This window comes from Pseudomonas sp. G1002 (assembly GCF_013385455.1).
Classification (GTDB): Bacteria; Pseudomonadota; Gammaproteobacteria; order Pseudomonadales; family Pseudomonadaceae; genus Aquipseudomonas.
This window is the reverse complement of the sequence record NZ_JACAPY010000012.1, coordinates 10,828-31,538: the sequence shown is the minus strand read 5'-3', so window position 1 is coordinate 31,538 and position 20,711 is coordinate 10,828. Positions and strand designations below refer to the sequence as shown.

Annotated in this window: 21 protein-coding genes; 12 read left to right on the top strand and 9 right to left on the bottom strand. The window is 61.3% G+C overall.

Features of this window, described 5'->3' with window-relative positions; genetic code table 11:
- Nucleotides 1–54: 54 nt before the first annotated feature.
- Complete coding sequence (locus HX801_RS05590) at nt 55–1,461, bottom strand: amino acid permease (RefSeq protein ID WP_087692661.1); 1,407 nt, start codon at nt 1,459–1,461, stop codon at nt 55–57.
- A gap of 525 nt (nt 1,462–1,986) precedes the next feature.
- Here HX801_RS05590 and HX801_RS05585 point away from each other — a divergent pair.
- Together HX801_RS05585 and HX801_RS05580 are read left to right on the top strand one after the other, a co-directional pair.
- On the top strand, nt 1,987–2,124 hold the full coding sequence (locus HX801_RS05585; RefSeq protein ID WP_003175756.1) for a hypothetical protein: 138 nt from the start codon (nt 1,987–1,989) through the stop codon (nt 2,122–2,124).
- 77 nt (nt 2,125–2,201) lie between these two features.
- Complete coding sequence (locus HX801_RS05580) at nt 2,202–3,161, top strand: leucyl aminopeptidase (protein ID WP_102605965.1); 960 nt, start codon at nt 2,202–2,204, stop codon at nt 3,159–3,161.
- 210 nt (nt 3,162–3,371) lie between these two features.
- Here the strand turns inward: HX801_RS05580 and rluB are convergent, their stop codons facing one another.
- The 6 genes from rluB to HX801_RS05550 all read right to left on the bottom strand — a co-directional run bounded on the left by rluB (nt 3,372) and on the right by HX801_RS05550 (nt 8,383).
- The gene (rluB, locus tag HX801_RS05575) at nt 3,372–4,619 is read right to left on the bottom strand and encodes a 23S rRNA pseudouridine(2605) synthase RluB (RefSeq protein ID WP_003220080.1); all 1,248 of its coding nucleotides are present in this window, start codon (nt 4,617–4,619) and stop codon (nt 3,372–3,374) included.
- 143 nt (nt 4,620–4,762) lie between these two features.
- A complete protein-coding gene (locus HX801_RS05570) occupies nt 4,763–4,954 on the bottom strand; it encodes a DUF1289 domain-containing protein (protein ID WP_008433107.1) in 192 nt (63 codons plus the stop codon).
- 131 nt (nt 4,955–5,085) lie between these two features.
- Nucleotides 5,086–6,045 (bottom strand): SMC-Scp complex subunit ScpB, encoded by a 960-nt coding sequence (scpB, locus tag HX801_RS05565; RefSeq protein ID WP_008433105.1) that lies wholly within the window; start codon nt 6,043–6,045, stop codon nt 5,086–5,088.
- Nucleotides 6,046–6,057: 12 nt separating this feature from the next.
- A complete protein-coding gene (locus HX801_RS05560; protein ID WP_177021748.1) occupies nt 6,058–6,756 on the bottom strand; it encodes a ScpA family protein in 699 nt (232 codons plus the stop codon).
- 120 nt (nt 6,757–6,876) lie between these two features.
- Nucleotides 6,877–7,506, bottom strand: a complete 630-nt coding sequence (locus tag HX801_RS05555; RefSeq protein WP_177021746.1) for an L-threonylcarbamoyladenylate synthase — start codon at nt 7,504–7,506, stop codon at nt 6,877–6,879.
- A gap of 13 nt (nt 7,507–7,519) precedes the next feature.
- Complete coding sequence (locus HX801_RS05550) at nt 7,520–8,383, bottom strand: PHP domain-containing protein (RefSeq protein ID WP_003220073.1); 864 nt, start codon at nt 8,381–8,383, stop codon at nt 7,520–7,522.
- A gap of 87 nt (nt 8,384–8,470) precedes the next feature.
- On the opposite strand from HX801_RS05550, the gene HX801_RS05545 reads away from it, so the two are divergent.
- The 7 genes from HX801_RS05545 to HX801_RS05515 all read left to right on the top strand — a co-directional run bounded on the left by HX801_RS05545 (nt 8,471) and on the right by HX801_RS05515 (nt 14,075).
- Nucleotides 8,471–9,067, top strand: a complete 597-nt coding sequence (locus HX801_RS05545) for a septation protein A (protein ID WP_003220071.1) — start codon at nt 8,471–8,473, stop codon at nt 9,065–9,067.
- Between the two features lies 1 nt (nt 9,068).
- Nucleotides 9,069–9,368, top strand: coding sequence for a YciI family protein (locus HX801_RS05540; RefSeq protein ID WP_087692655.1), 300 nt, complete (start codon nt 9,069–9,071; stop codon nt 9,366–9,368).
- A 106-nt stretch (nt 9,369–9,474) separates the two neighbouring features.
- The gene (locus tag HX801_RS05535; protein ID WP_003220067.1) at nt 9,475–9,882 is read left to right on the top strand and encodes a hypothetical protein; all 408 of its coding nucleotides are present in this window, start codon (nt 9,475–9,477) and stop codon (nt 9,880–9,882) included.
- Nucleotides 9,883–9,889: 7 nt separating this feature from the next.
- The gene (locus HX801_RS05530; RefSeq protein ID WP_003220065.1) at nt 9,890–10,567 is read left to right on the top strand and encodes a response regulator transcription factor; all 678 of its coding nucleotides are present in this window, start codon (nt 9,890–9,892) and stop codon (nt 10,565–10,567) included.
- 244 nt (nt 10,568–10,811) lie between these two features.
- Entirely contained in the window at nt 10,812–11,276 is a 465-nt protein-coding gene (locus tag HX801_RS05525; protein ID WP_087692654.1) for a Spy/CpxP family protein refolding chaperone, read from the top strand.
- Nucleotides 11,277–11,341: 65 nt separating this feature from the next.
- Nucleotides 11,342–12,685 carry a HAMP domain-containing sensor histidine kinase gene (locus HX801_RS05520; protein WP_177021745.1) on the top strand — a complete coding sequence of 448 codons (1,344 nt, stop codon included), beginning with the start codon at nt 11,342–11,344 and terminating at the stop codon, nt 12,683–12,685.
- 40 nt (nt 12,686–12,725) lie between these two features.
- The gene (locus HX801_RS05515; RefSeq protein WP_177021744.1) at nt 12,726–14,075 is read left to right on the top strand and encodes a CoA transferase; all 1,350 of its coding nucleotides are present in this window, start codon (nt 12,726–12,728) and stop codon (nt 14,073–14,075) included.
- A gap of 123 nt (nt 14,076–14,198) precedes the next feature.
- On the opposite strand, the gene HX801_RS05510 is transcribed toward HX801_RS05515, so the two are convergent.
- Both HX801_RS05510 and arcD (HX801_RS05505) read right to left on the bottom strand, forming a co-directional pair.
- Entirely contained in the window at nt 14,199–15,062 is an 864-nt protein-coding gene (locus HX801_RS05510; RefSeq protein WP_177021747.1) for a DNA-3-methyladenine glycosylase, read from the bottom strand.
- 2 nt (nt 15,063–15,064) lie between these two features.
- A complete protein-coding gene (arcD, locus tag HX801_RS05505) occupies nt 15,065–16,492 on the bottom strand; it encodes an arginine-ornithine antiporter (RefSeq protein ID WP_177021743.1) in 1,428 nt (475 codons plus the stop codon).
- Nucleotides 16,493–16,905: 413 nt separating this feature from the next.
- Between arcD (HX801_RS05505) and arcD (HX801_RS05500) the strand changes: the two genes are divergently transcribed.
- From arcD (HX801_RS05500) to HX801_RS05490, 3 genes are all read left to right on the top strand, one after another.
- The gene (gene arcD / locus HX801_RS05500) at nt 16,906–18,333 is read left to right on the top strand and encodes an arginine-ornithine antiporter (protein ID WP_003220056.1); all 1,428 of its coding nucleotides are present in this window, start codon (nt 16,906–16,908) and stop codon (nt 18,331–18,333) included.
- A 24-nt stretch (nt 18,334–18,357) separates the two neighbouring features.
- Nucleotides 18,358–19,614, top strand: coding sequence for an arginine deiminase (gene arcA, locus HX801_RS05495; protein WP_087692650.1), 1,257 nt, complete (start codon nt 18,358–18,360; stop codon nt 19,612–19,614).
- A 69-nt stretch (nt 19,615–19,683) separates the two neighbouring features.
- Nucleotides 19,684–20,694 carry an ornithine carbamoyltransferase gene (locus HX801_RS05490; RefSeq protein WP_003220053.1) on the top strand — a complete coding sequence of 337 codons (1,011 nt, stop codon included), beginning with the start codon at nt 19,684–19,686 and terminating at the stop codon, nt 20,692–20,694.
- Nucleotides 20,695–20,711: the final 17 nt, after the last annotated feature.

The window sequence follows — 20,711 nt, the reverse complement described above, 5'->3', positions numbered from 1 at the left end:
CTGTAAGAGCGGAACCATAAGTCGCCGTTACCGAAGAAACGGATATGTACACCATCAACTCAACACCACCCCCTCCCGAGCCTTGCGCCTGTTCTTGATCCCATAACAAAACCACATAAACACCACCCAAACCGGAATCGCATACACCGACACCTGAATCCCCGGAATCAGCAGCATCACCCCAAGAATAAACACCACAAACGCCAGGCAAACATAATTCCCATACGGATACCAAAGCGCCTTGAACAACGGCACCTGCCCCGTCCGATCCATATGCTGCCTAAACTTGAAATGCGAAAAACTGATCATCGCCCAGTTGATCACCAGGGTCGCCACCACCAGCGACATCAACAACTCCAGCGCATGCTGCGGAATCAGGTAATTCATCAACACCGCCACCAGCGTAATCGCCGCCGACGCCAGGATCGACCGCACCGGCACCCCGCGCTTGTCGATCTTCGCCAATGCCCGCGGCGCGTCACCCTGCTCGGCCATCCCCAACAGCATCCGGCTATTGCAGTAAGTGCCGCTGTTGTAGACCGACAACGCCGCCGTCAGCACCACAAAGTTGAGAATATGCGCTGCCGTGTTACTGCCCAACATCGAAAACACCTGCACAAACGGACTGCCGCTATAGGCGTCCCCGGAGGCATTCAGGGTCTCCAGCAAGCTGTCCCAAGGCGTCAACGACAACAGCACCACCAACGCGCCGATGTAGAAAATCAGGATCCGGTAGATCACCTGGTTGATCGCCTTCGGAATCACCGTGCGTGGCTTGTCCGCCTCAGCCGCAGTAAACCCGAGCATCTCCAGGCCGCCAAACGAGAACATGATGATCGCCATGGCCATCACCAAACCACCCACGCCATGGGGAAAGAACCCGCCGTGCTCCCACAGGTTGGTCACCGAGGCTTGTGGCCCGCCGGTGCCACTCACCAACAGGTAACTGCCCAGGGCGATCATGCCGACAATGGCGACCACCTTGATGATCGCAAACCAGAACTCGGCCTCGCCGAAGACTTTGACGTTGGAAAGATTGATCACATTGATCAGCACAAAAAACGCCGCCGCCGACACCCAGGTCGGGATCTCGGGCCACCAGTAGTGCACATATTTGCCAACCGCCGTCAGCTCCGACATGCCCACCAGGATGTACAAAATCCAGCAGTTCCAGCCCGACAGGAAGCCGGCGAAACCGCCCCAATACTTGTGGGCAAAGTGGCTGAAGGAACCGGCCACCGGCTCTTCGACGATCATCTCGCCCAGCTGGCGCATGATCATGAAGGCAATAAAGCCGCAGATGGCATACCCGAGGATCATCGACGGCCCGGCGGATTTCAGCACGCCGGCCGACCCCAGGAACAACCCGGTGCCAATCGCGCCACCGAGGGCGATCAGTTGGATATGGCGATTTTTCAGGCCGCGCTTCAGTTCGCCTGAATGCGAGTTGGCTTCACTCATGGAAAGGGTCTCACGCAAGGTTTGAGGGTGCTCATGGAGGGGTGCTGCTTTGGTAACGGGCTACAGCAGCGCCGATCAAACCCCGGTCCAGCGTTTTTTCTTACGGTCATACGTCACCTGTTGTTTTTATCTGTGACGAAATCGAACCCGACGGGCTTGTGGCCAGGCGGAATGAACAAGGCGGATAGCCCTGAGAGAGTGGGATCACAGTAAAACGCGGCGCATTGTACACCGCCAAACCTGTCTGGGCTGACAGGATGCGGTGCGGCAGATAGGAGGGACATTAGGAAAATTCTTTCAGATAACGAGAAGTTGACGAAAGGACGATTCCTACAAAACGATGCAACCAACTCTCTGTTTCATCGACATAAACCAAATCGCCATCAAAACGGAATAAAAAATCCAAATGGAACCGTGTCAATAAAAATTTTGCAATCCCAAACACTCTCTTCTAGGTTCATCCACTTGCCCAGCGCAGCAAGCTGGCAAGCTCGTTCTCAAACAACGTCATCTAGGAGATTCACCATGCAAGCACTGGAAAATGACCTGGAAACCGAACTGCAACTCGACGATTGGTTTGAAGCGCCGACCCATGAGGCCGCCGTTGAAATGATGCAAGCCGATGCCGTCGTGCCGTTCGGCACCGCGATGTGGCCTTTCTAATCTGATCAGGCACCCCGGCAGGTGCGGGACGCCGCACCTGCCACTGCTCCTACCGAAGGCTTTGAAGGAAGGACGTCATGGACAAGGCCCGCGCCGTCGAACATTTTCTGTATTACCTCGCCCATCACCCGGCCCTCGCCGGCCTGCACCGCCCCACCATTTTGCTTGGCCATACCGAACGCTACGACGCCATCGCCCAGTCGATCATCCAGGGCTGCGCTGCCCGCTTCGACTTCCAGGTACAACGCCTGGACCAAGCCCCCAGCGAAACGCTGGCCAAGGCCATCGAAGGCTGTGACCTGTACATGTTTCTCTACGATTCCTCGACCTTGCCCAACCCACGCGCCGAAGGCCCGGACTTTATCCGCGCACTGCAGGGCGTGATGGCCGAGCACTGGAAAAAGTCCCTGCTGCTCAAGGACTATGGCGATTACTTCTACGACACCTTCAGCGTCGCCCCACAGCGGATTGCCGACCTCAACGCCACGTTGATCCGGCGCATGTCCCAGGCCAGCGTGCTGAGCTTCACCGACCAGCATGGCTCGCGCCTTGAAGCGCCCATGAGCAGCATCAAGAAGTGGACCAATATCAACGGCGTCGGCAACCACGACCTGGCGCCCGGCGAGATCGCGACCCACAGCGAGGCCATCAACGGCCAGGTGCGGTTTGTCGGCACCTTCCTCAGCACCATTCCCTTTGCGCGTAAATACGGCGTGCTGCAATCACCGCTGGAACTGTGGATCGAGAACTCGACCATCTGCACCGTGGCCAGCGAAGTGCCGGGGCTGGCGGATGACTTCAACAAATACCTGAATGCCAACCCGTCCAATCGCCGGGTGGAGGAACTGGGCATTGGCACCAATGAAGGCGTGAAGGATTTGTATGCGCGCAACGCCGGCTTTGAAGAGCGTCATTGCGGGCTGCACCTGGGATTGGGTGGTGGGCAGAAAGGCAGCCATCATCTGGACCTGATCTTCGCCAGTGGCGTGTTGGCCCTCGACGATAAACCCGTGTTCGATGGGGCTTTCATGTTCTGACACGCCCGCCAAAACAATGGAGATCAACTGTGGGAGCGGGTTTGCTCGCGAATGCGGTGGGTCAGTCACTGGATGTATCAACTGATACACCGCATTCGCGAGCAAGCCCGCTCCCACAATGGACCTGCTTTGCTCATAGATCAGGTTCCAAATCCAGGCCAAAAAAAACGCCAACCCGAGGGTTGGCGTTTTTATGCAGTGCTTAACGAATCACTGCGGCTTCTTGCGACCAAAACCTGGACGCTGGCCGGAACCGGCCGGTGCACCACGACGCTTGCCCGATGGCGCGTCATCGACCAGCTTCAGGCCCGGGCGTTTTTTCGGCGATGGCTTGGCTGGGCGTTTGGTGCTGGCGCTGTCGTCGGCACGGCCCGCAGCCGGAGCACCACGACCAGACTCGCCACGGTTACCGCGACCGCCGGCAGGTGCATCACCACGACCGGCTGGACGCGGTGCGCGCGGCGCACGTTCGCCATCCTGACGGGGCGGTGCCGAAGGACGACGCTCGCCTTCGATGTGCGGCTCGCGGGAGATGCGACCGCCCGTGGCCGGTGCATCCAGCGCAGGGCGCAGGGTGCGGGCAACACGGTCGGTACGCGCCACCGGACGCGACGATTTACGCTGCATACGCTCAAGCTTGTCTTTGCTCTTGGCGTTCATCTGCGGCATGGCCACCGGCGTCAGGCCGACTTCGGCACTGAGGATGTCGACTTCGTACTGGCTCATTTCGCGCCAGCGGCCCATCGGCAGGTCGGAGTTGAGGAACACCGGGCCGAAACGCACGCGCTTCAGGCGGCTGACCACCAGGCCCTGGGATTCCCACAGGCGACGTACTTCACGGTTACGGCCTTCCATCACCACGCAGTGGTACCAATGGTTGAAGCCTTCGCCGCCCGGCGCCTGCTTGATGTCCGTGAACCTGGCCGGGCCGTCTTCCAGCACGACGCCGGCTTTCAAGCGCTCGATCATTTCGTCATCGACTTCACCACGCACACGTACCGCGTATTCACGGTCCATCTCGTAGGAAGGGTGCATCAGGCGGTTGGCCAGCTCACCGTCGGTGGTGAACATCAGCAAGCCGGTGGTGTTGATGTCGAGACGACCGATGTTGATCCAGCGGCCTTCTTTGGGGCGCGGCATCTTGTCGAATACGGTTGGACGGCCTTCCGGGTCGTCACGGGTGCAGATTTCGCCATCAGGCTTGTTGTACATGATGACGCGGCGCACCGATTCGGCGGCCTCTTCACGCTTGATGACCTTGCCATCAATGGTGATGGCATCGTGCAGGTCGACGCGCTGGCCAAGGGTGGCTTCAACGCCGTTGACCTTGATGCGCTTCTGGGTGATCCAGGCTTCTACGTCGCGGCGCGAGCCTACGCCGATACGGGCGAGGACTTTCTGCAGTTTTTCGCCTGCGGGGCCGATTTCCTGGGTGTCGTTCTGGTCTTGGTCACTCATCTTAAGCACCTCCCGGTGTGTCGATTCAGGCTTGGCCTGAAGATAGTAAAAGCTGGGCTTTTGGCGAACGCATCGCCAAAGGGTCGCGAATCATACGCTCATGGCGCGCGTTGCGCATCAGAGACTAGTCGATAAGTGCGGGCTCATTTGCCTTTCCGCCGACCGGTGGCACCCAGCGCCAGCAGGCGCAGCTCGGCTTCGGCGAGTACCGTGCGCTTGTCGACCTTGTCGAGTTTCTTCCAGGCACGGATCTCGCGCTTGCTGCGCCCGCAGCCCACGCAGATGTCATCGGTGAATTTGCAGACGCTGATGCAGGGGTCTTTGGTGGAGCTCATTTGAATTCTCCTTGCTGGCGACAATCCAAATGTGGGAGCGGGCTTGCTCGCGAATGCGGTGGGTCAGCCAAGCATCCGGCGACTGACCCACCGCATTCGCGAGCAAGCCCGCTCCCACATTTTGTTCTGCGTCAGTCTTCGAATTGGCGGCGTTCGTTTTCGATGGCTTCGGCCAGGGCGCGGGCTTCGTCTTCTTCGTCGCTCAGCGGCGGTTGTTCGAGCGCTGCGACGGCGGCCAGCAGTTTGGCACGCGCTTCGGCGACGCCGAGGATGTCCTCCTCGGGTTCAGGCTCGGGCTCATCTTCAACTTCGACTGGCAGCTCAACCTCAACGTTCAGTTGCAGCGCAGGCTCCTGCTCACCGTCACTGACCGCACCATCACGCAGCAAGTCATCGAAGTCGGTCTTGATGCCCTGCTCCATGTCATCCAGTTCCAGCAACAATGTGTGGAAACTGGTTTCGTCCTTCGGCTCTTCCGGCTCGGCGCTGGCGTCGGCCAGCTCCTGCAACCCGGCGGGCACCGGTGCGTCGTCGAAATCCAGGACCGGGTCCGGCTCCATCTCCCGCAGCTCGGCCAGCGGCGGCAAGTCGTCGAGGTTTTTCAGGTTGAAGTGGTCGAGGAACACCTTGGTAGTGGCAAACATCGCCGGCTTGCCGGGCACGTCGCGGTAGCCAACGATCCTGATCCACTCCCGCTCCAGCAACGTCTTGACGATATGGCTGTTGACCGCGACGCCGCGCACGTCTTCGATCTCGCCCCGGGTGATCGGCTGGCGATAGGCGATCAGCGCCATGGTTTCCAGCATCGCCCGGGAATAGCGCTGCGGGCGTTCTTCCCACAGGCGGCCAACCCACGGCGAGAACTTCTCGCGAATTTGCAGGCGATACCCGGAAGCCACTTCCCGCAGCTCGAAGGCACGGCCGTCGCAGGACTTGCGCAGAATCTCCAGGGCCTTCTTGAACACTGGCGGCTCAGGGCGCTCGGCTTCTTCAAACAGTTCGAACAGGCGCTCCAGGGATTGCGGCTTGCCCGAGGCCAGGAGAAAGGCTTCCAGCAGCGGGGCCAGTTCGCGGGGTTCAGTCAGATTCATCGATTCAGCTCTTTATTCGGCTCGCGCCCGCACGTGGATAGCCGCAAAAGGCTCATTCTGGACCAGCTCGACCAAGGATTCCTTGACCAGCTCAAGGATCGCCATAAAGGTCACGACTACCCCCAGGCGCCCTTCTTCCTTGGTAAACAGCTCGACAAACGGCACAAACCCGCCGCCCTTGAGGCGATCCAGCACATCACTCATGCGTTCGCGGGTGGACAGTGCCTCGCGGCTGACCTGATGGCTTTCAAACATATCGCCACGGCGCAGTACTTCGGCCATGGACATCAGCAACTCTTCCAGGCTCACGTCCGGCAGCAGCTTGCGCGCCCGGGCTTCCGGGGCGTCGAGCTTGGGCACCAGCACATCGCGGCCGACCCGGCTCAAACCGTCGATGCCTTCGGCCGCGGCCTTGAAGCGCTCGTACTCCTGCAGGCGGCGGATCAGTTCGGCGCGGGGGTCATCCTCTTCCGCCTCGATAGTCTCCGAGCGCGGCAGCAGCATGCGTGACTTGATCTCCGCGAGCATCGCGGCCATCACCAGGTATTCGGCGGCCAGTTCCAGGCGCACGGTCTGCATCAGTTCGACGTAGCCCATGTACTGGCGGGTGATTTCCGCCACCGGGATGTCGAGGATATTGATGTTCTGCTTGCGGATCAGGTACAGCAGCAAGTCCAGCGGACCTTCGAAGGCTTCGAGGAAGACTTCCAGCGCATCCGGCGGGATGTACAGGTCCAGCGGCATTTCCATCACGGCCTGGCCGTAGACCATGGCAAATGGCAGTTCCTGCTGGGCGCCCGCCTGGCTGTCGACGGTTTCCACGGCCGACATTCAGGCCTCGACCATGAACGGTGCCGGGTCGCCACACCCCACACGCACCACTTCCGGCTCGCCGTCGGCCAGGTTGATCACGGTGGAGGCCTTGTTGCCGCCGTAGCCGCCGTCGATGATCAGGTCGACGTGTTTTTCCAGCAGCCGGCGCATTTCATAAGGGTCGTACAACGGCTCATCTTCCCCCGGCAGGATCAGTGACACACTCATCAGCGGCTCACCGAGTTCGGCCAGCAGCGCCAGGGCGATCGGGTGTTCCGGCACCCGCAGGCCAATGGTGCGCTTCTTCGGGTGCAGCAGCAGGCGCGGCACTTCGCGGGTGGCGTTGAGGATGAAGGTGTAGGGCCCCGGCGTGTGGGCCTTGAGCAGGCGGAAGGTGCCGGTGTCGACCTTGGCGAACAGCCCCAGCTGGGACAGGTCGCTGCAAATCAGTGCGAAGTTGTGGTTCTTGTCCAGGTCACGCAGGCGTCTTACGCGCTCGACCGCATTCTTGTCGCCGATCTGGCAACCGATGGCGTAGGACGAATCCGTGGGGTAGATCACCACGCCACCGGCACGGATGATCTCCACGGCCTGTTTGATCAGGCGCGCCTGCGGGTTTTCCGGATGAATCTGGAAGAATTGACTCACGTGTTCTACCTGTTCAGACGGTGGCAATAATGGGGTCATGTTTGAAGCGACACCAAAGGGGCGGCAAATCTTCCGGAACGGCGCGGTACTCGCCAATCTCGGACCAGCCGCCGGGGCCATGAAAATCACTGCCGGCGCTGACCAGCAGACCAAATTCACGGGCAAGAATCGCCAGGCTGCCTACCTGCTCGGCGGGTTGATGCCCGTTGACCACTTCGATTGCGTGGCCGCCCGCTCCAATATAGTCGCCAATCAGCTTGCGACGCTTGCTGCGGGTGAAATCGTAATGCCACGGATGCGCCAGGCTGACCCAGGCACCTGCTGCCCGCAGTGTGCCAACGGTGTCTTCCAGGGTTGGCCAGTGTTGCTTGACGTCCCCCAGCTTGCCGGCACCCAGCCATTTGCGGAACGCTTCGGCGCGATCCTTTACAAAACCTTCACGCACCATCCAGTCGGCAAAGTGCGGGCGGGCCGGGGCGTTGCCGCTGTCACCCAGTTCCTGCTGGATGGCGCGGGCGCCTTCCAGGCCGTTGGGCATGCCCTTGAGGGCCAGCTTGCGGCTTATTTCTTCGGACCGCAGCCAGCGGCCATCGTGCAATTTGGCGATGGCCTCCACCAGCGGCGGCGCGTTGACGTCGAAACCGTAGCCCAATACGTGGATGGTTGCGCCGCCCCAAGTGCAGGACAATTCAACTCCGTTGACCAGTTGCATGCCCAACGCATGCGCCGCCTCGCGGGCCTCTGCCAGGCCTTCGAGGGTGTCGTGGTCGGTCAACGACAGGACTCGCACGCCTTTTTCAAACGCACGCGCAACCAGGACCGCGGGCGCCAGGGCGCCGTCGGAGGCTGTGCTATGGCAGTGCAAATCAACATTCACGGGAGTGTGTAACCTCAAGTCAGCTGGCGCTTTCGCTACCAAGGATGTTTGTTATTATGCCGCCACATCCAGCTTCTGGCTCTTACTGTGAAACAATTCATCGACTTCATCCCGCTGTTGCTGTTTTTCATCGTTTACAAAACCGACCCTCGCGTTATCGATCTTGCCGGCCACGAACTGACCCTCGGCGGCATCTACAGCGCCACGGCGGTGCTGATCATCAGCTCCGTGGTGGTCTACGGCGCGCTCTTCATCTCCCAGCGCAAGCTGGAAAAAAGCCAGTGGCTGACCCTGGTCGCCTGCCTTGTGTTCGGCAGCCTGACCCTGGCCTTCCACAGCGAAACCTTCCTTAAATGGAAAGCCCCGGTGGTCAACTGGCTGTTCGCCCTGGCCTTTATCGGCAGCCACTTCATCGGTGATCGCCTGCTGATCAAGCGGATCATGGGCCACGCGCTGACCTTGCCAGACCCGGTATGGACCCGCCTGAACATCGCCTGGATCGTGTTTTTCCTGTTCTGCGGCGCCGCCAACCTGTTCGTCGCCTTTACCTTCCAGAGCTACTGGGTGGACTTCAAGGTGTTCGGCAGCCTGGGCATGACCGTGCTGTTCCTGGTCGGCCAGGGTATCTACCTGTCGCGCCACCTGCATGACACCGACCCTACCACGCCGAAAACCGAGGACTGACATGCTCTACGCCATCATTTCCACCGACGTCGCCAACTCCCTGGAAAAACGCCTGTCCGTACGCCCGGCCCACGTCGAGCGCCTGAAACAGCTGCAAGCCGAAGGCCGCCTGGTACTGGCCGGCCCGCATCCTGCGGTAGACAGCAACGACCCGGGAGACGCCGGTTTCATCGGTAGCCTGATCGTCGCCGAGTTCGCCTCCCTGGCGGCGGCACAAGCCTGGGCCGATGCTGATCCGTATGTAGCGGCCGGCGTGTACGCCCAGGTGCTGGTCAAACCGTTCAAGCAAGTCCTGCCTTGATTCGTTGCGCGCTGAACCAAATGGCTTCAGCGCACTCCTAAACGCTCATTATTCCCGGTAACCTGCCGACAACGTTCTGAATATTCGTGTGGAATCAGGAGTTCCGATGCGCTTACGTCAGTTGTGTCTGTTGGCAGTGTTAATGATCGGGGCTACGGCCCACGCTGAAGAAACCTCGAACACCGGCAGTTCCACGCCCCTGTCCTTGAGTGCCGGCAGCCAGATCACCGATTTGCAGCAACGTTTGAAAGAGAGCGAACGCCAGCGCGATGAGCTGAGCAAGCAATTGCAAAGTGCTGATGCCACGCGGGAAAGTACCCAACTGAGTAAACTGCGCCAGGAGAACCAACGCCTGGTCCAGCAACTCAAAGAAGCACAGGGCAGTGCCTTGCCACGCTGGCTTACCGAGCAACAACAATGGTTCGTGACCGGCGGGGCAGTCGCGCTGATCGCCCTGTTATGCGGGATCTTCGCCAGTGGCGGGCACCGGCGCCGTCGACAATGGCTAAATTGAGTGAGTCATGAGCGAGCTGTTACTGATAGATGATGACCAGGAGCTCTGTGAGCTGCTGACCAGTTGGTTGAGCCAGGAAGGTTTCCAGGTGCGCGCCTGCCATGACGGCTTGAGCGCCCGCAAGGCATTGGCCGAAGCCGCCCCGGCGGCCGTGGTGCTCGACGTGATGCTGCCCGACGGCAGCGGCCTGGAGCTGCTCAAGCAATTGCGCAGCGACCACCCGGAACTGCCGGTGCTGATGCTCTCGGCCAGGGGCGAACCCCTGGACCGGATCCTCGGCCTGGAACTGGGCGCCGACGACTACCTGGCCAAACCCTGCGATCCTCGTGAACTGACCGCGCGCCTGCGCGCCGTGCTGCGCCGCAGCCACCCGGCCGCCGTGTCCACTCAGCTGGAGCTGGGCGACCTGTGCTTCAGCCCGGTGCGTGGCGTGGTCACTATCGATGAACAGGAATTTGCCCTGACCGTGTCCGAAAGCCGCCTGCTGGAAGCCTTGCTGCGTCAGCCCGGCGAGCCGCTGGACAAGCAGGAACTGGCGCAAATCGCCCTGGGCCGCAAGCTGACCCTGTATGACCGCAGCCTGGACATGCACGTCAGCAACCTGCGCAAGAAGATCGGCCCGCACCCGGATGGCCGGCCACGGATCGTGGCGCTGCGTAGCCGCGGCTATTACTACAGCCTCTAGCCCGCGTAGCAGCTGTCGAGCCTCGGCGAGGCTGCGACAGCATCTCCTCGGTACAGGTGTCAGACCGCAGCGCCTGCCTCGCAGCCTCGCCAAGGCTCGACAGTTGCTACGGTCGCCAATAGTTTTGTCAGCCCCGCCCAAAATCCTCTTTACCCAAGCTTTACCGTCCCCTGACTGCCGCTGACCTTGATCTCCGTAATCTACTCACATCCGGACTCACCGGAATAGAGACAGGAGAATCACCATGCGCAAGACCCTTATCGCTTTGATGTTCGCTGCTGCCCTGCCAACCGTTGCCATGGCCGCTGCGCCAGAAGGCCCGGGCCCGATGGGCGGTCCTGAAGGCCACATGATGGGTGGCCCAGGTCACGGCGGTGAACACGGCATGCGGGGCAAAGGTGGCCCTTTCAGCCAGCTGGACCTGAGCCCTGAACAGCGCCAGCAGATCGGCAAGTTGATGGGCCAGCAATGGCACGCTCGCAAAGAGTTGGTGCGCAAGTACCTGGACAAACTGCCAGCCGCTGATCAGAAAGCCATGAAAGACGAAATGGCGGCCGCCAAGCAGAAAACCCAGACCGACATCCGTGCCGTGCTGAAACCCGATCAACAGAAGAAATTCGACGAGATCGTGAAGAAACAAGCCGAGCGCCGCGCCGAGTGGAAGGAATTCCAGGCCTGGAAAGCCCAGCAGCCGCAAAAAGCGCAATAATGATCTAGCTTCACTCCCAGCCCAGTGGCCACCGCCGCTGGGCTTTTCCTGTTTGAGGATTTCTTGTGCGTTCATTGTTCTGGCGCGTCCTTGCCAGCTTCTGGCTGGCCATCGCCCTGGTTGCCGGGTTGTCGATCCTGCTTGGGCATATGCTCAACCAGGACGCCTGGATTCTCAGCCGCCACCCCGGGCTCAATAACCTCGCGCAGGAATGGACGCAGCTTTACGAGGCCCAGGGCGAGGACGCCGCCCAGGAGCTGCTGCAGCAGCGCAAGCGTCAGTACCACATTGACGTGCAAGTGCTTAACGAAAGCGGCGAGCCTGTGGTGCGCGGCACTTTCCCGCGCCGCGCCGCCGCCCTCGAAGCCCGGCAAAACGACAGCCAGGACCGCCACCTGCCCTGGCGCCGGCTGACCGCCGAGTACACCAGCGAAAAAACCGGCGACACCTACCTGCTGATCTACCGCATTCCCCACCCGGAACTGGACGCCTGGCACCGCAGCAGCCTGCTCTGGCCGTTGAGTGCCCTGGCGATTGCGCTGGTGGTGCTGACCCTGTTCAGCCTGTTGGTGACGTTGTCCATCACCCGCCCCCTCAGCCGCCTGCGCGGCGCAGTGCACGACCTGGGCCAGACCACCTATCAGCAGAACAGCCTGGCGCGGCTGGCCAACCGTCGCGACGAATTCGGCGTACTGGCCACCGACTTCAACCGCATGGGCGCCCGCCTGCAAAGCCTGATCGGCAGCCAGCGCCAGTTGCTGCGGGATGTGTCCCACGAACTGCGCTCGCCCCTGGCCCGCCTGCGGATCGCCCTGGCCCTGGCAGAACGGGCCACGCCCGAAGCGCGGGAAAAACTCTGGCCGCGCCTGACCCGCGAATGCGACCGCCTGGAAGCGCTGATCAGCGAAATCCTGGTACTCGCCCGGGTGGACGCCGATAACGCCAGTGCCGAAGACATCGACCTCAACCCGTTGCTCCGGACCCTGCAAAAAGACGCCTTGCTCGGCGCGCCGGACCAACCCGTGCAACTGGATGCCGAGGCCGGGCTGCACCTCAAGGGCTGGCCGACCATGATCGAACGCGCGGTGGATAACCTGCTGCGCAACGCCCAACGCTTCAACCCGCCCGGGCAACCGATTGAAATGGAAGCCAGACGCCAGGGCGAACGCATTGTGATCAGTGTGCGCGACCACGGCCCCGGCGTGGATGGCGAACACCTGAGCCAACTCGGCGAGCCGTTTTACCGCGCCCCGGGGCAAACCGCCCAGGGCCATGGCCTGGGCCTGGCCATCGCGCGGCGCGCCGCAGAGCGCCATGGCGGCAGCCTGATCCTGGCCAATCATCAAGGCGGCGGCTTTATCGCCAGCGTGGACCTGCCGCTGGAGCCGGGGGTTGTCATTCAACCCTGATGATCTTCTATGATGGTCCTTCTCATTAGGAGGGCCTTTGATGACTGATCTGCTCACCCCCATCCAGGAAGCACTCGATTTACCCGTCACCCCACTGGCCGTAACCGAGGTCGGCGCCCTGCCCTCGACCTTTGCCGTCACCGAACTGGCCAGCGCCAGCATCGGCGCCGCAGGCCAGGCGGTCGCCCAGTTGCTGTTGCAGCAAACCGGGCGCCAGCCCTCGGTGACCGTGGACCGGCGCCTCGCCTCGTTCTGGTTCTCCTCCTCGCTGCGCCCCGACGGCTGGACCACCCCGCCGCTGTGGGACCCGATTGCCGGCGACTACGCCTGCACCGATGGCTGGATTCGCCTGCACACCAATGCACCGCATCACCGTGCCGCCGCCGAGCGCGTACTCGGGCAGGTCGCTGACCGTGAAGCAATGGCCGCGAAGGTTGCGCCATGGACCGCTGCCGAGCTGGAACAGGCGATCGTCGAAGCCAACGGCTGTGCGGCGCAGATGCGTTCGTGGCAAGACTGGCAAGTTCATCCACAAGGCTTGGCGGTCAATCAGGAACCGCTGGTCCATCGCCAGACCTTTGCAGCCCTCAGCGACAAACCCTGGCTGGGCTCGGTGGCAAGGCCGCTGGCGGGCATCAAGGTGCTGGACCTGACGCGCGTATTGGCCGGCCCCACCGCCAGCCGTTTTCTCGCAGGCCTCGGCGCCGATGTACTGCGCATCGACTCCCCTGACTGGAACGAACCCGGCGTGGTGCCGGAAATGACCCTGGGCAAACGTTGCGCCCGCCTGGACCTGAAAAACCCCGACGACCGCCTGATCTTCGAAAACCTGCTCAAGGACACCGACATTCTGCTGCACGGCTATCGCGCCGATGCACTGGAACAGTTGGGCTACGGTGAGGCTGCGCTGCAAGCCCTCGCGCCTGGCCTGATCGACGCCAGCCTCAACGCCTACGGCTGGAGCGGCCCGTGGCGCAATCGCCGGGGGTTCGACAGCCTGGTGCAGATGAGCACCGGGATTGCCGAGGCTGGCAGGCAGTGGAAAAACTCGGACAAACCGGTGCCGCTGCCGTTGCAGGCGCTGGACCACGCCACCGGGTATTTGATGGCGGCCAGTGCGATCCAGGCATTGAGTGAACGCTTGAAATCCGGCCGCGGCGGTTCGGCACTGTTGTCCCTCGCGCGCACGGCAAAGCTGTTGGTGGACGCAGGACAAGTCCCTGAACAACTACCGCTGCGGGCCGAAGAACCGGGTGATCAAGGCTTGGTGGTGGAGCAAACCGCCTGGGGCCCGGCCCACCGCTTGCTGCCCCCGGTGACCATCAGCGGGACACCGTTGCAGTGGGACTTGCCCGCAGGGGAATTGGGCTCACACCGCCCTCAGTGGTGACCGAAGATCCTGTGGCGAGGGAGCATGCTCCCGCTGGACTGCGCAGCAGGCCCCAGCTTTTGGGTCAATGGGGCCGCTTCGCGCCCCAGCGGGAGCAAGCTCCCTCGCCACAGGTACGCAGAATCAATCCGCGCGGCTCAGTGATGTCCACAAATGCTGCGCCGCATAGGCTCTAAGCGGTCGCCAGGCCTCAGCCCGCGCCAGCAACTGGCGCGGGCTCACCGGCCCGCCTTCCAGCGCCACCAGCGCATTGATCAAACCGATATCCCCCGAGGCAAACGCATCCTGCTCGCGCATCTGGCGCATGGCGATGTACTGCGCCGTCCAGTCACCAATCCCGGGTAATGCGACCAACCGCGCCACACCTTCCTTCAGGTTCGCCTTCGCCTGGAAGATCTGCGGGTCATCCAGCAACGCCTGGGCCACGCCCGACAAGGTACGCCCGCGACTTTTCGGCATGCCGAGGGTTGCCAAATCTGCGGCTGCCAGCACCTCGGCCGAAGGAAACACATGGGTCACACCGGCATGGGGCGTCACCAGCGGCGTGCCGTACTGCGCCACCAGCTTGCCCGCCAGCTTGATCGCCGCCACCACGGTAATCTGCTGGCCCAACACCGCGCGGATCGCCAACTCCAGCCCATCCCAGGTTCCCGGCACCCGCAAGCCAGGACGCGCCGCCACCAAGCTCGCCATCAAGGGATCATTCGCCAATTGCCGGTTGATCCGCTTCGGGTCAGCCGACAGGTCAAACATGTCCCGTAACCGCCGCTCAATTTCCGGCAACGCTGCCGGGTCGGGGAAGTCCACCGTTACTTCAAGCCAATCACCGGCCCCGGGCGACACACTGAGCCAACCCTGCTGACCGTCGACACTGATACTGCGCGAGTAAACGCCTGCGTCCACCGTCTCCATCCCGCTGATCGCCCGCGCCGACAAAAAGCCCGACATCGCCGCCCAGTCATACGGCGCCTGATACGCCAGCTGCATTCTCACAACGACAATACCCCGCTGTACAACCCATACGCCGCCAGGCTCGCCCCGGCGATCACGCAGGCGAAAATGCCTTTTTCCAGATGGGTAAACAAGGGCTGGCCCTGCTCGCGCTTGGCCAGGGCAAACAGGATCACGCCCGGTGCATACAGCAGCGCCGACAGCAGCAAGTACTTCAGGCCACCGGCGTAGAGCAGCCACACCGCATAGGCCAGGGCGATCAGGCTCACCAGCAGGTCCTTGGTGCGTTCGCCATGGGCGCCTTCGTAGGTTTCACCGCGGCCGCTCAACAGCACCGCATACGCCGCCGACCACAGATAGGGCACCAGGATCATCGACGACGCCAGGTAGATCAGGGTGGTGTAGGTGCTTTCCGAAAACAGCGTGATCACCAGGAACAGCTGGATCATTACATTGGTCAGCCACAACGCATTGACCGGCACCTGATTGACGTTTTCCTTTTTCAGGAACGCCGGCATGGTCTTGTCATGGGCGGTGGCATAGAGGATTTCGGCGCAGAGCAAGGCCCACGACAGCAGCGCGCCCAACAGCGAAACCGCCAGGCCGATGCTGATCGACAGCGCGCCCCACGGGCCGACGATATGTTCCAGCACCCCGGCCAGGGACGGGTTTTGCAGCTTGGCCAGTTCCGGCTGGCTCATGATCCCGAGCGACAGCAGGTTGACCAATACCAGCAGCGCCAACACCCCCAGGAAACCGATGACCGTGGCCCGGCCCACGTCCGAGCGTTTCTCGGCCCGCGCCGAGTAGACACTGGCGCCCTCGATGCCGATAAACACAAACACCGTGACCAGCATCATGTTGCGCACCTGATCCACCACGCCGCCGAAATTCGGATTACTCAGGCCCCAGATATCCCGGGTAAAGATGTCGGCCTTGAATGCCACGGCGGCGATCACGATAAACATCACCAGCGGTACGATCTTGGCCACGGTGGTGATCTGGTTGATGAACGCCGCCTCCTTGATCCCGCGCATCACCAGGAAATGCACCGCCCACAACAACACCGATGCGCAGCCAATCGCTACCGGGGTATTGCCCTGGCCGAACACCGGAAAAAAGTAGCCGAGGGTACTGAATAGCAACACGAAGTAACCGACGTTGCCCATCCAGGCACTGATCCAGTAGCCCCAGGCCGACGAGAAACCCATGTAGTCGCCGAACCCGGCCTTGGCGTACGCGTATACGCCGGAATCCAGTTCAGGCTTGCGGTTGGCCAGGGTCTGGAACACAAAGGCCAGGGTCAGCATGCCCACGGCGGTAATGCCCCAGCCAATCAACACCGCGCCTACCTCGGCCCGCGCCGCCATGTTCTGCGGCAACGAGAAAATCCCGCCGCCGATCATCGAGCCCACCACCAGGGCGATCAAGGCATTGAGGCGCAGCTTTTCCGAGGATTGGGACATGAACACTCCTGAACAAAACAACCATTGAGCCAACAACTGTGCACTCAACTAACTTATTAAGCCGGCGCAGCGTTTATTAGATATAGCCAATAAAGGCGCCGGCTTCATAACTTAAAGGCATGACAATAAACAGCATTAAGGCAAATTTATAATTTAAATAACGCTGCGCTGTAAAAGTTTGCATATCTGCAAATACGGGCTAGCTTCAAAGGTCCATGCTAATGAGAAAACCTGTTGTTTGAAACGCAGAACCGCTCTACGACGAGCCTCTGCGAGGCACTTGAGCGCCCGTACCTTTCATCATAAGTCATTAATTCACAATGGAATGTGCCAATGAAGTGATCTGAGTCAGCTGTTTGATTAGCGCACGGATTTATTCTGTGGTCTCTCTTCTCCTGCATTGGAGTCATGCGATGTCTGAATCTCCCGGAAAACTTCGACTCGGCGCACTGGTTGCACTTGTCGTGGGTTCAATGATTGGTGGCGGGATCTTCTCACTGCCGCAAAACATGGCGGCCAGCGCCGATGTCGGCGCGGTACTGATTGGTTGGGTGATCACCGCCGTGGGCATGTTGACCCTGGCGTTCGTGTTCCAGACCCTGGCCAATCGCAAGCCCGACCTCGACGGCGGGGTCTATGCCTATGCCAAGGCCGGGTTTGGCGACTACATGGGTTTCTCATCCGCCTGGGGTTACTGGATCAGTGCCTGGTTGGGCAACGTCGGCTATTTCGTGCTGCTGTTCAGCACCCTCGGTTACTTCTTCCCCATCTTCGGCGAAGGCAACACCCCGGCGGCGGTGATCGGCGCGTCGGTGCTGCTGTGGGCCGTGCACTTCCTGGTACTGCGCGGGATCAAGGAAGCCGCGTTCATCAACCTGGTGACCACCATCGCCAAGGTGGTGCCGCTGGTGCTGTTTGTGTTGATCGCGCTCTTCGCGTTCAAGCTGGACATCTTCACCGCCGACATCTGGGGCGTGAAAAACCCGGACCTGGGCAGCGTGATGAACCAGGTGCGCAACATGATGCTGGTCACCGTCTGGGTGTTCATCGGCATTGAGGGTGCGAGCATCTTCTCGTCCCGCGCCGAAAAACGCTCCGACGTCGGCAAGGCCACGGTGATTGGTTTTATCACCGTGCTGCTGTTCCTGATGCTGGTGAACGTGCTGTCCCTGGGGATCATGACCCAACCGGAATTGGCCAAGCTGCAAAACCCGTCGATGGCCGCCGTGCTGGAGCACGTGGTGGGTCACTGGGGCGCGGTGTTGATCAGCGTCGGCTTGATCATTTCCTTGCTGGGGGCGCTGCTGTCGTGGGTGCTGCTGTGTGCGGAGATCATGTTCGCCGCCGCCAAGGACCACACCATGCCGGAGTTCCTGCGTAAGGAAAACGCCAACCACGTGCCGGCCAACGCCCTGTGGCTGACCAACGCCATGGTGCAGATTTTCCTGGTGATCACGCTGTTCTCGGCCAGCACTTACCTGTCGCTGATCTACCTCGCCACCTCGATGATCCTGGTGCCTTACCTGTGGTCGGCGGCCTATGCACTGCTGCTGGCGGTGCGCGGTGAAACCTATGAAAGCGCCCCGGGCGAACGCAGGAAAGACCTGCTGATCGGCGCCATCGCGTTGATCTACGCGGTCTGGCTGCTGTACGCCGGTGGCACCAAGTACCTGTTGCTGTCCGCCCTGCTCTATGCCCCCGGCGTGATCCTGTTCGCCATGGCCAAGCATGAACTGGGCAAACCGATTTTCACCAACGTCGAGAAGCTGATTTTCGCCGCAGTCGTCATAGGTGCCCTCGTGGCGGGCTATGGCCTCTACTCCGGCTTCCTGACCCTGTAATCATTGTTCACTGGAGGATCTGTAATGACCACGGAAAAAGTGAAGTACGGCGTACATTCCGAAGCCGGCAAACTGCGCAAAGTCATGGTGTGCTCCCCAGGTTTGGCCCACCAGCGGCTGACCCCAAACAACTGCGATGAACTGCTGTTCGATGACGTGCTGTGGGTAGCCCAGGCCAAGCGCGACCACTTCGACTTCGTGACCAAGATGCGCGAGCGCGACATCGATGTGCTGGAAATGCACAACCTGCTGACCGACATCGTCGCCATCCCCGAAGCGCTGGACTGGATCCTGGCGCGCAAGATCACCGCCAACCAGGTGGGCCTGGGGCTGGTCAATGAGGTCAGCTCGTGGCTGCGCAGCCTGGAGCCGCGCAAGGTCGCCGAGTACCTGATCGGTGGCGTGTCGGCCGATGACCTGCCGAGCAGTTTCGGTGGCAAGACCATCGAGATGTTCCGCGATTTCCTCGGCCACTCAAGCTTCATCCTGCCGCCGCTGCCCAACACCCAGTTCACCCGCGACACCACCTGCTGGATCTATGGCGGCGTGACGCTGAACCCGATGTACTGGCCGGCGCGACGCCAGGAAACCCTGCTGGCCAGCGCCATCTACAAATTCCACCCCGAGTTTACCAACGCGGACTTCCAGGTGTGGTACGGCGACCCTGACCAGGAACACGGCAACGCCACCCTGGAAGGCGGCGACGTGATGCCGATTGGTAACGGCGTGGTGTTGATCGGCATGGGCGAGCGTTCCTCGCGCCAGGCCATCGGCCAACTCGCCCTGAACCTGTTCAAGCACAAGGCCGTGGAGCGTGTGATCGTCGCCGGCCTGCCAAAATCCCGCGCGGCGATGCACCTCGACACCGTGTTCAGCTTCTGCGACCGCGACCTGGTCACGATCTTCCCGGAAGTGGTCAACCAGATCGTCGCTTTCACCCTGCGCCCGGACGAGACCAAGCCCGGCGGCATCGACATCCAGCGCGAAAAAACCAACTTCCTCGACACCGTCGCCGCCGCCCTGAACCTCAAGGCCCTGCGTGTGGTGGAAACCGGCGGCAACAGCTTCGCCGCCGAGCGCGAGCAGTGGGATGACGGCAACAACGTAGTGGCCGTGGAGCCTGGCGTGGTGATCGGCTACGACCGCAACACCTACACCAACACCTTGCTGCGCAAGGCCGGTGTGGAAGTCATCACCATCAGCGCCGGTGAACTCGGCCGTGGCCGTGGCGGCGGCCACTGCATGACCTGCCCGATCATTCGCGACCCAATCGACTACTGATATTCAAACCCTGGCCGCCGCTCATAAGGCGCCGGCCAGGGGGATAACCTAAACAGAAGGAGATCCACCATGGCTTTTAATATGCGCAACCGCAGCCTGCTGTCGCTGATGCACCACACCACTCGCGAGCTGCACTACCTGCTGGACCTGTCCCGCGACCTCAAGCGCGCCAAATACACCGGCACCGAGCGTCCGCACCTGAAGGGCAAAAACATCGCGCTGATCTTCGAAAAAACCTCGACCCGCACCCGTTGCGCGTTCGAGGTCGCGGCCCACGACCAGGGTGCCCACGTCACCTACATCGACCCGGTGTCGTCGCAGATCGGCCACAAAGAAAGCATGAAAGACACCGCCCGCGTCCTCGGCCGGATGTTCGATGCCATCGAGTACCGTGGCTTTGAACAGGAAATCGTCGAAGAGCTGGCCAAGTTCGCCGGGGTGCCGGTGTTCAACGGCCTGACCGCCGAATTCCACCCCACCCAGATGATCGCCGACACCCTGACCATGCGCGAGCACAGCGACAAGCCGCTGCATGACATCAGCTATGCCTACCTGGGCGACGCCCGCTACAACATGGGCAACTCGCTGCTGATGATTGGCGCCAAGCTGGGCATGGACGTGCGCATCGGCGCACCGAAAGCCCTGTGGCCCCATGCTGATTTCATCAAGCAGTGCCAGGCATTTGCCGAGGAAAGCGGCGCGCGCATCACCATCACCGAAGACCCGAAGGAAGCGGTGAAAGGCGTGGACTTCATCCACACCGATATCTGGGTGTCCATGGGCGAACCGGTGGAAGCGTGGGACGAGCGCATCGAGCAACTGCTGCCGTACCAGGTCAACGCCAAGATGATGAAGGCCTCGGGCAATCCACGCGTGAAATTCATGCACTGCCTGCCGGCGTTCCACAACAGCGAAACCAAGGTCGGCAAGGACATCGCCGCGCGTTATCCGAACCTGGCCAATGGTGTGGAAGTGACCGAAGAAGTGTTTGAGTCCCCGGCCAACATCGCCTTTGAGCAGGCGGAAAACCGCATGCACACCATCAAGGCGATCCTGGTGTCGGCGCTGGCGGATATCTAAACCCACACCGCTCCCAC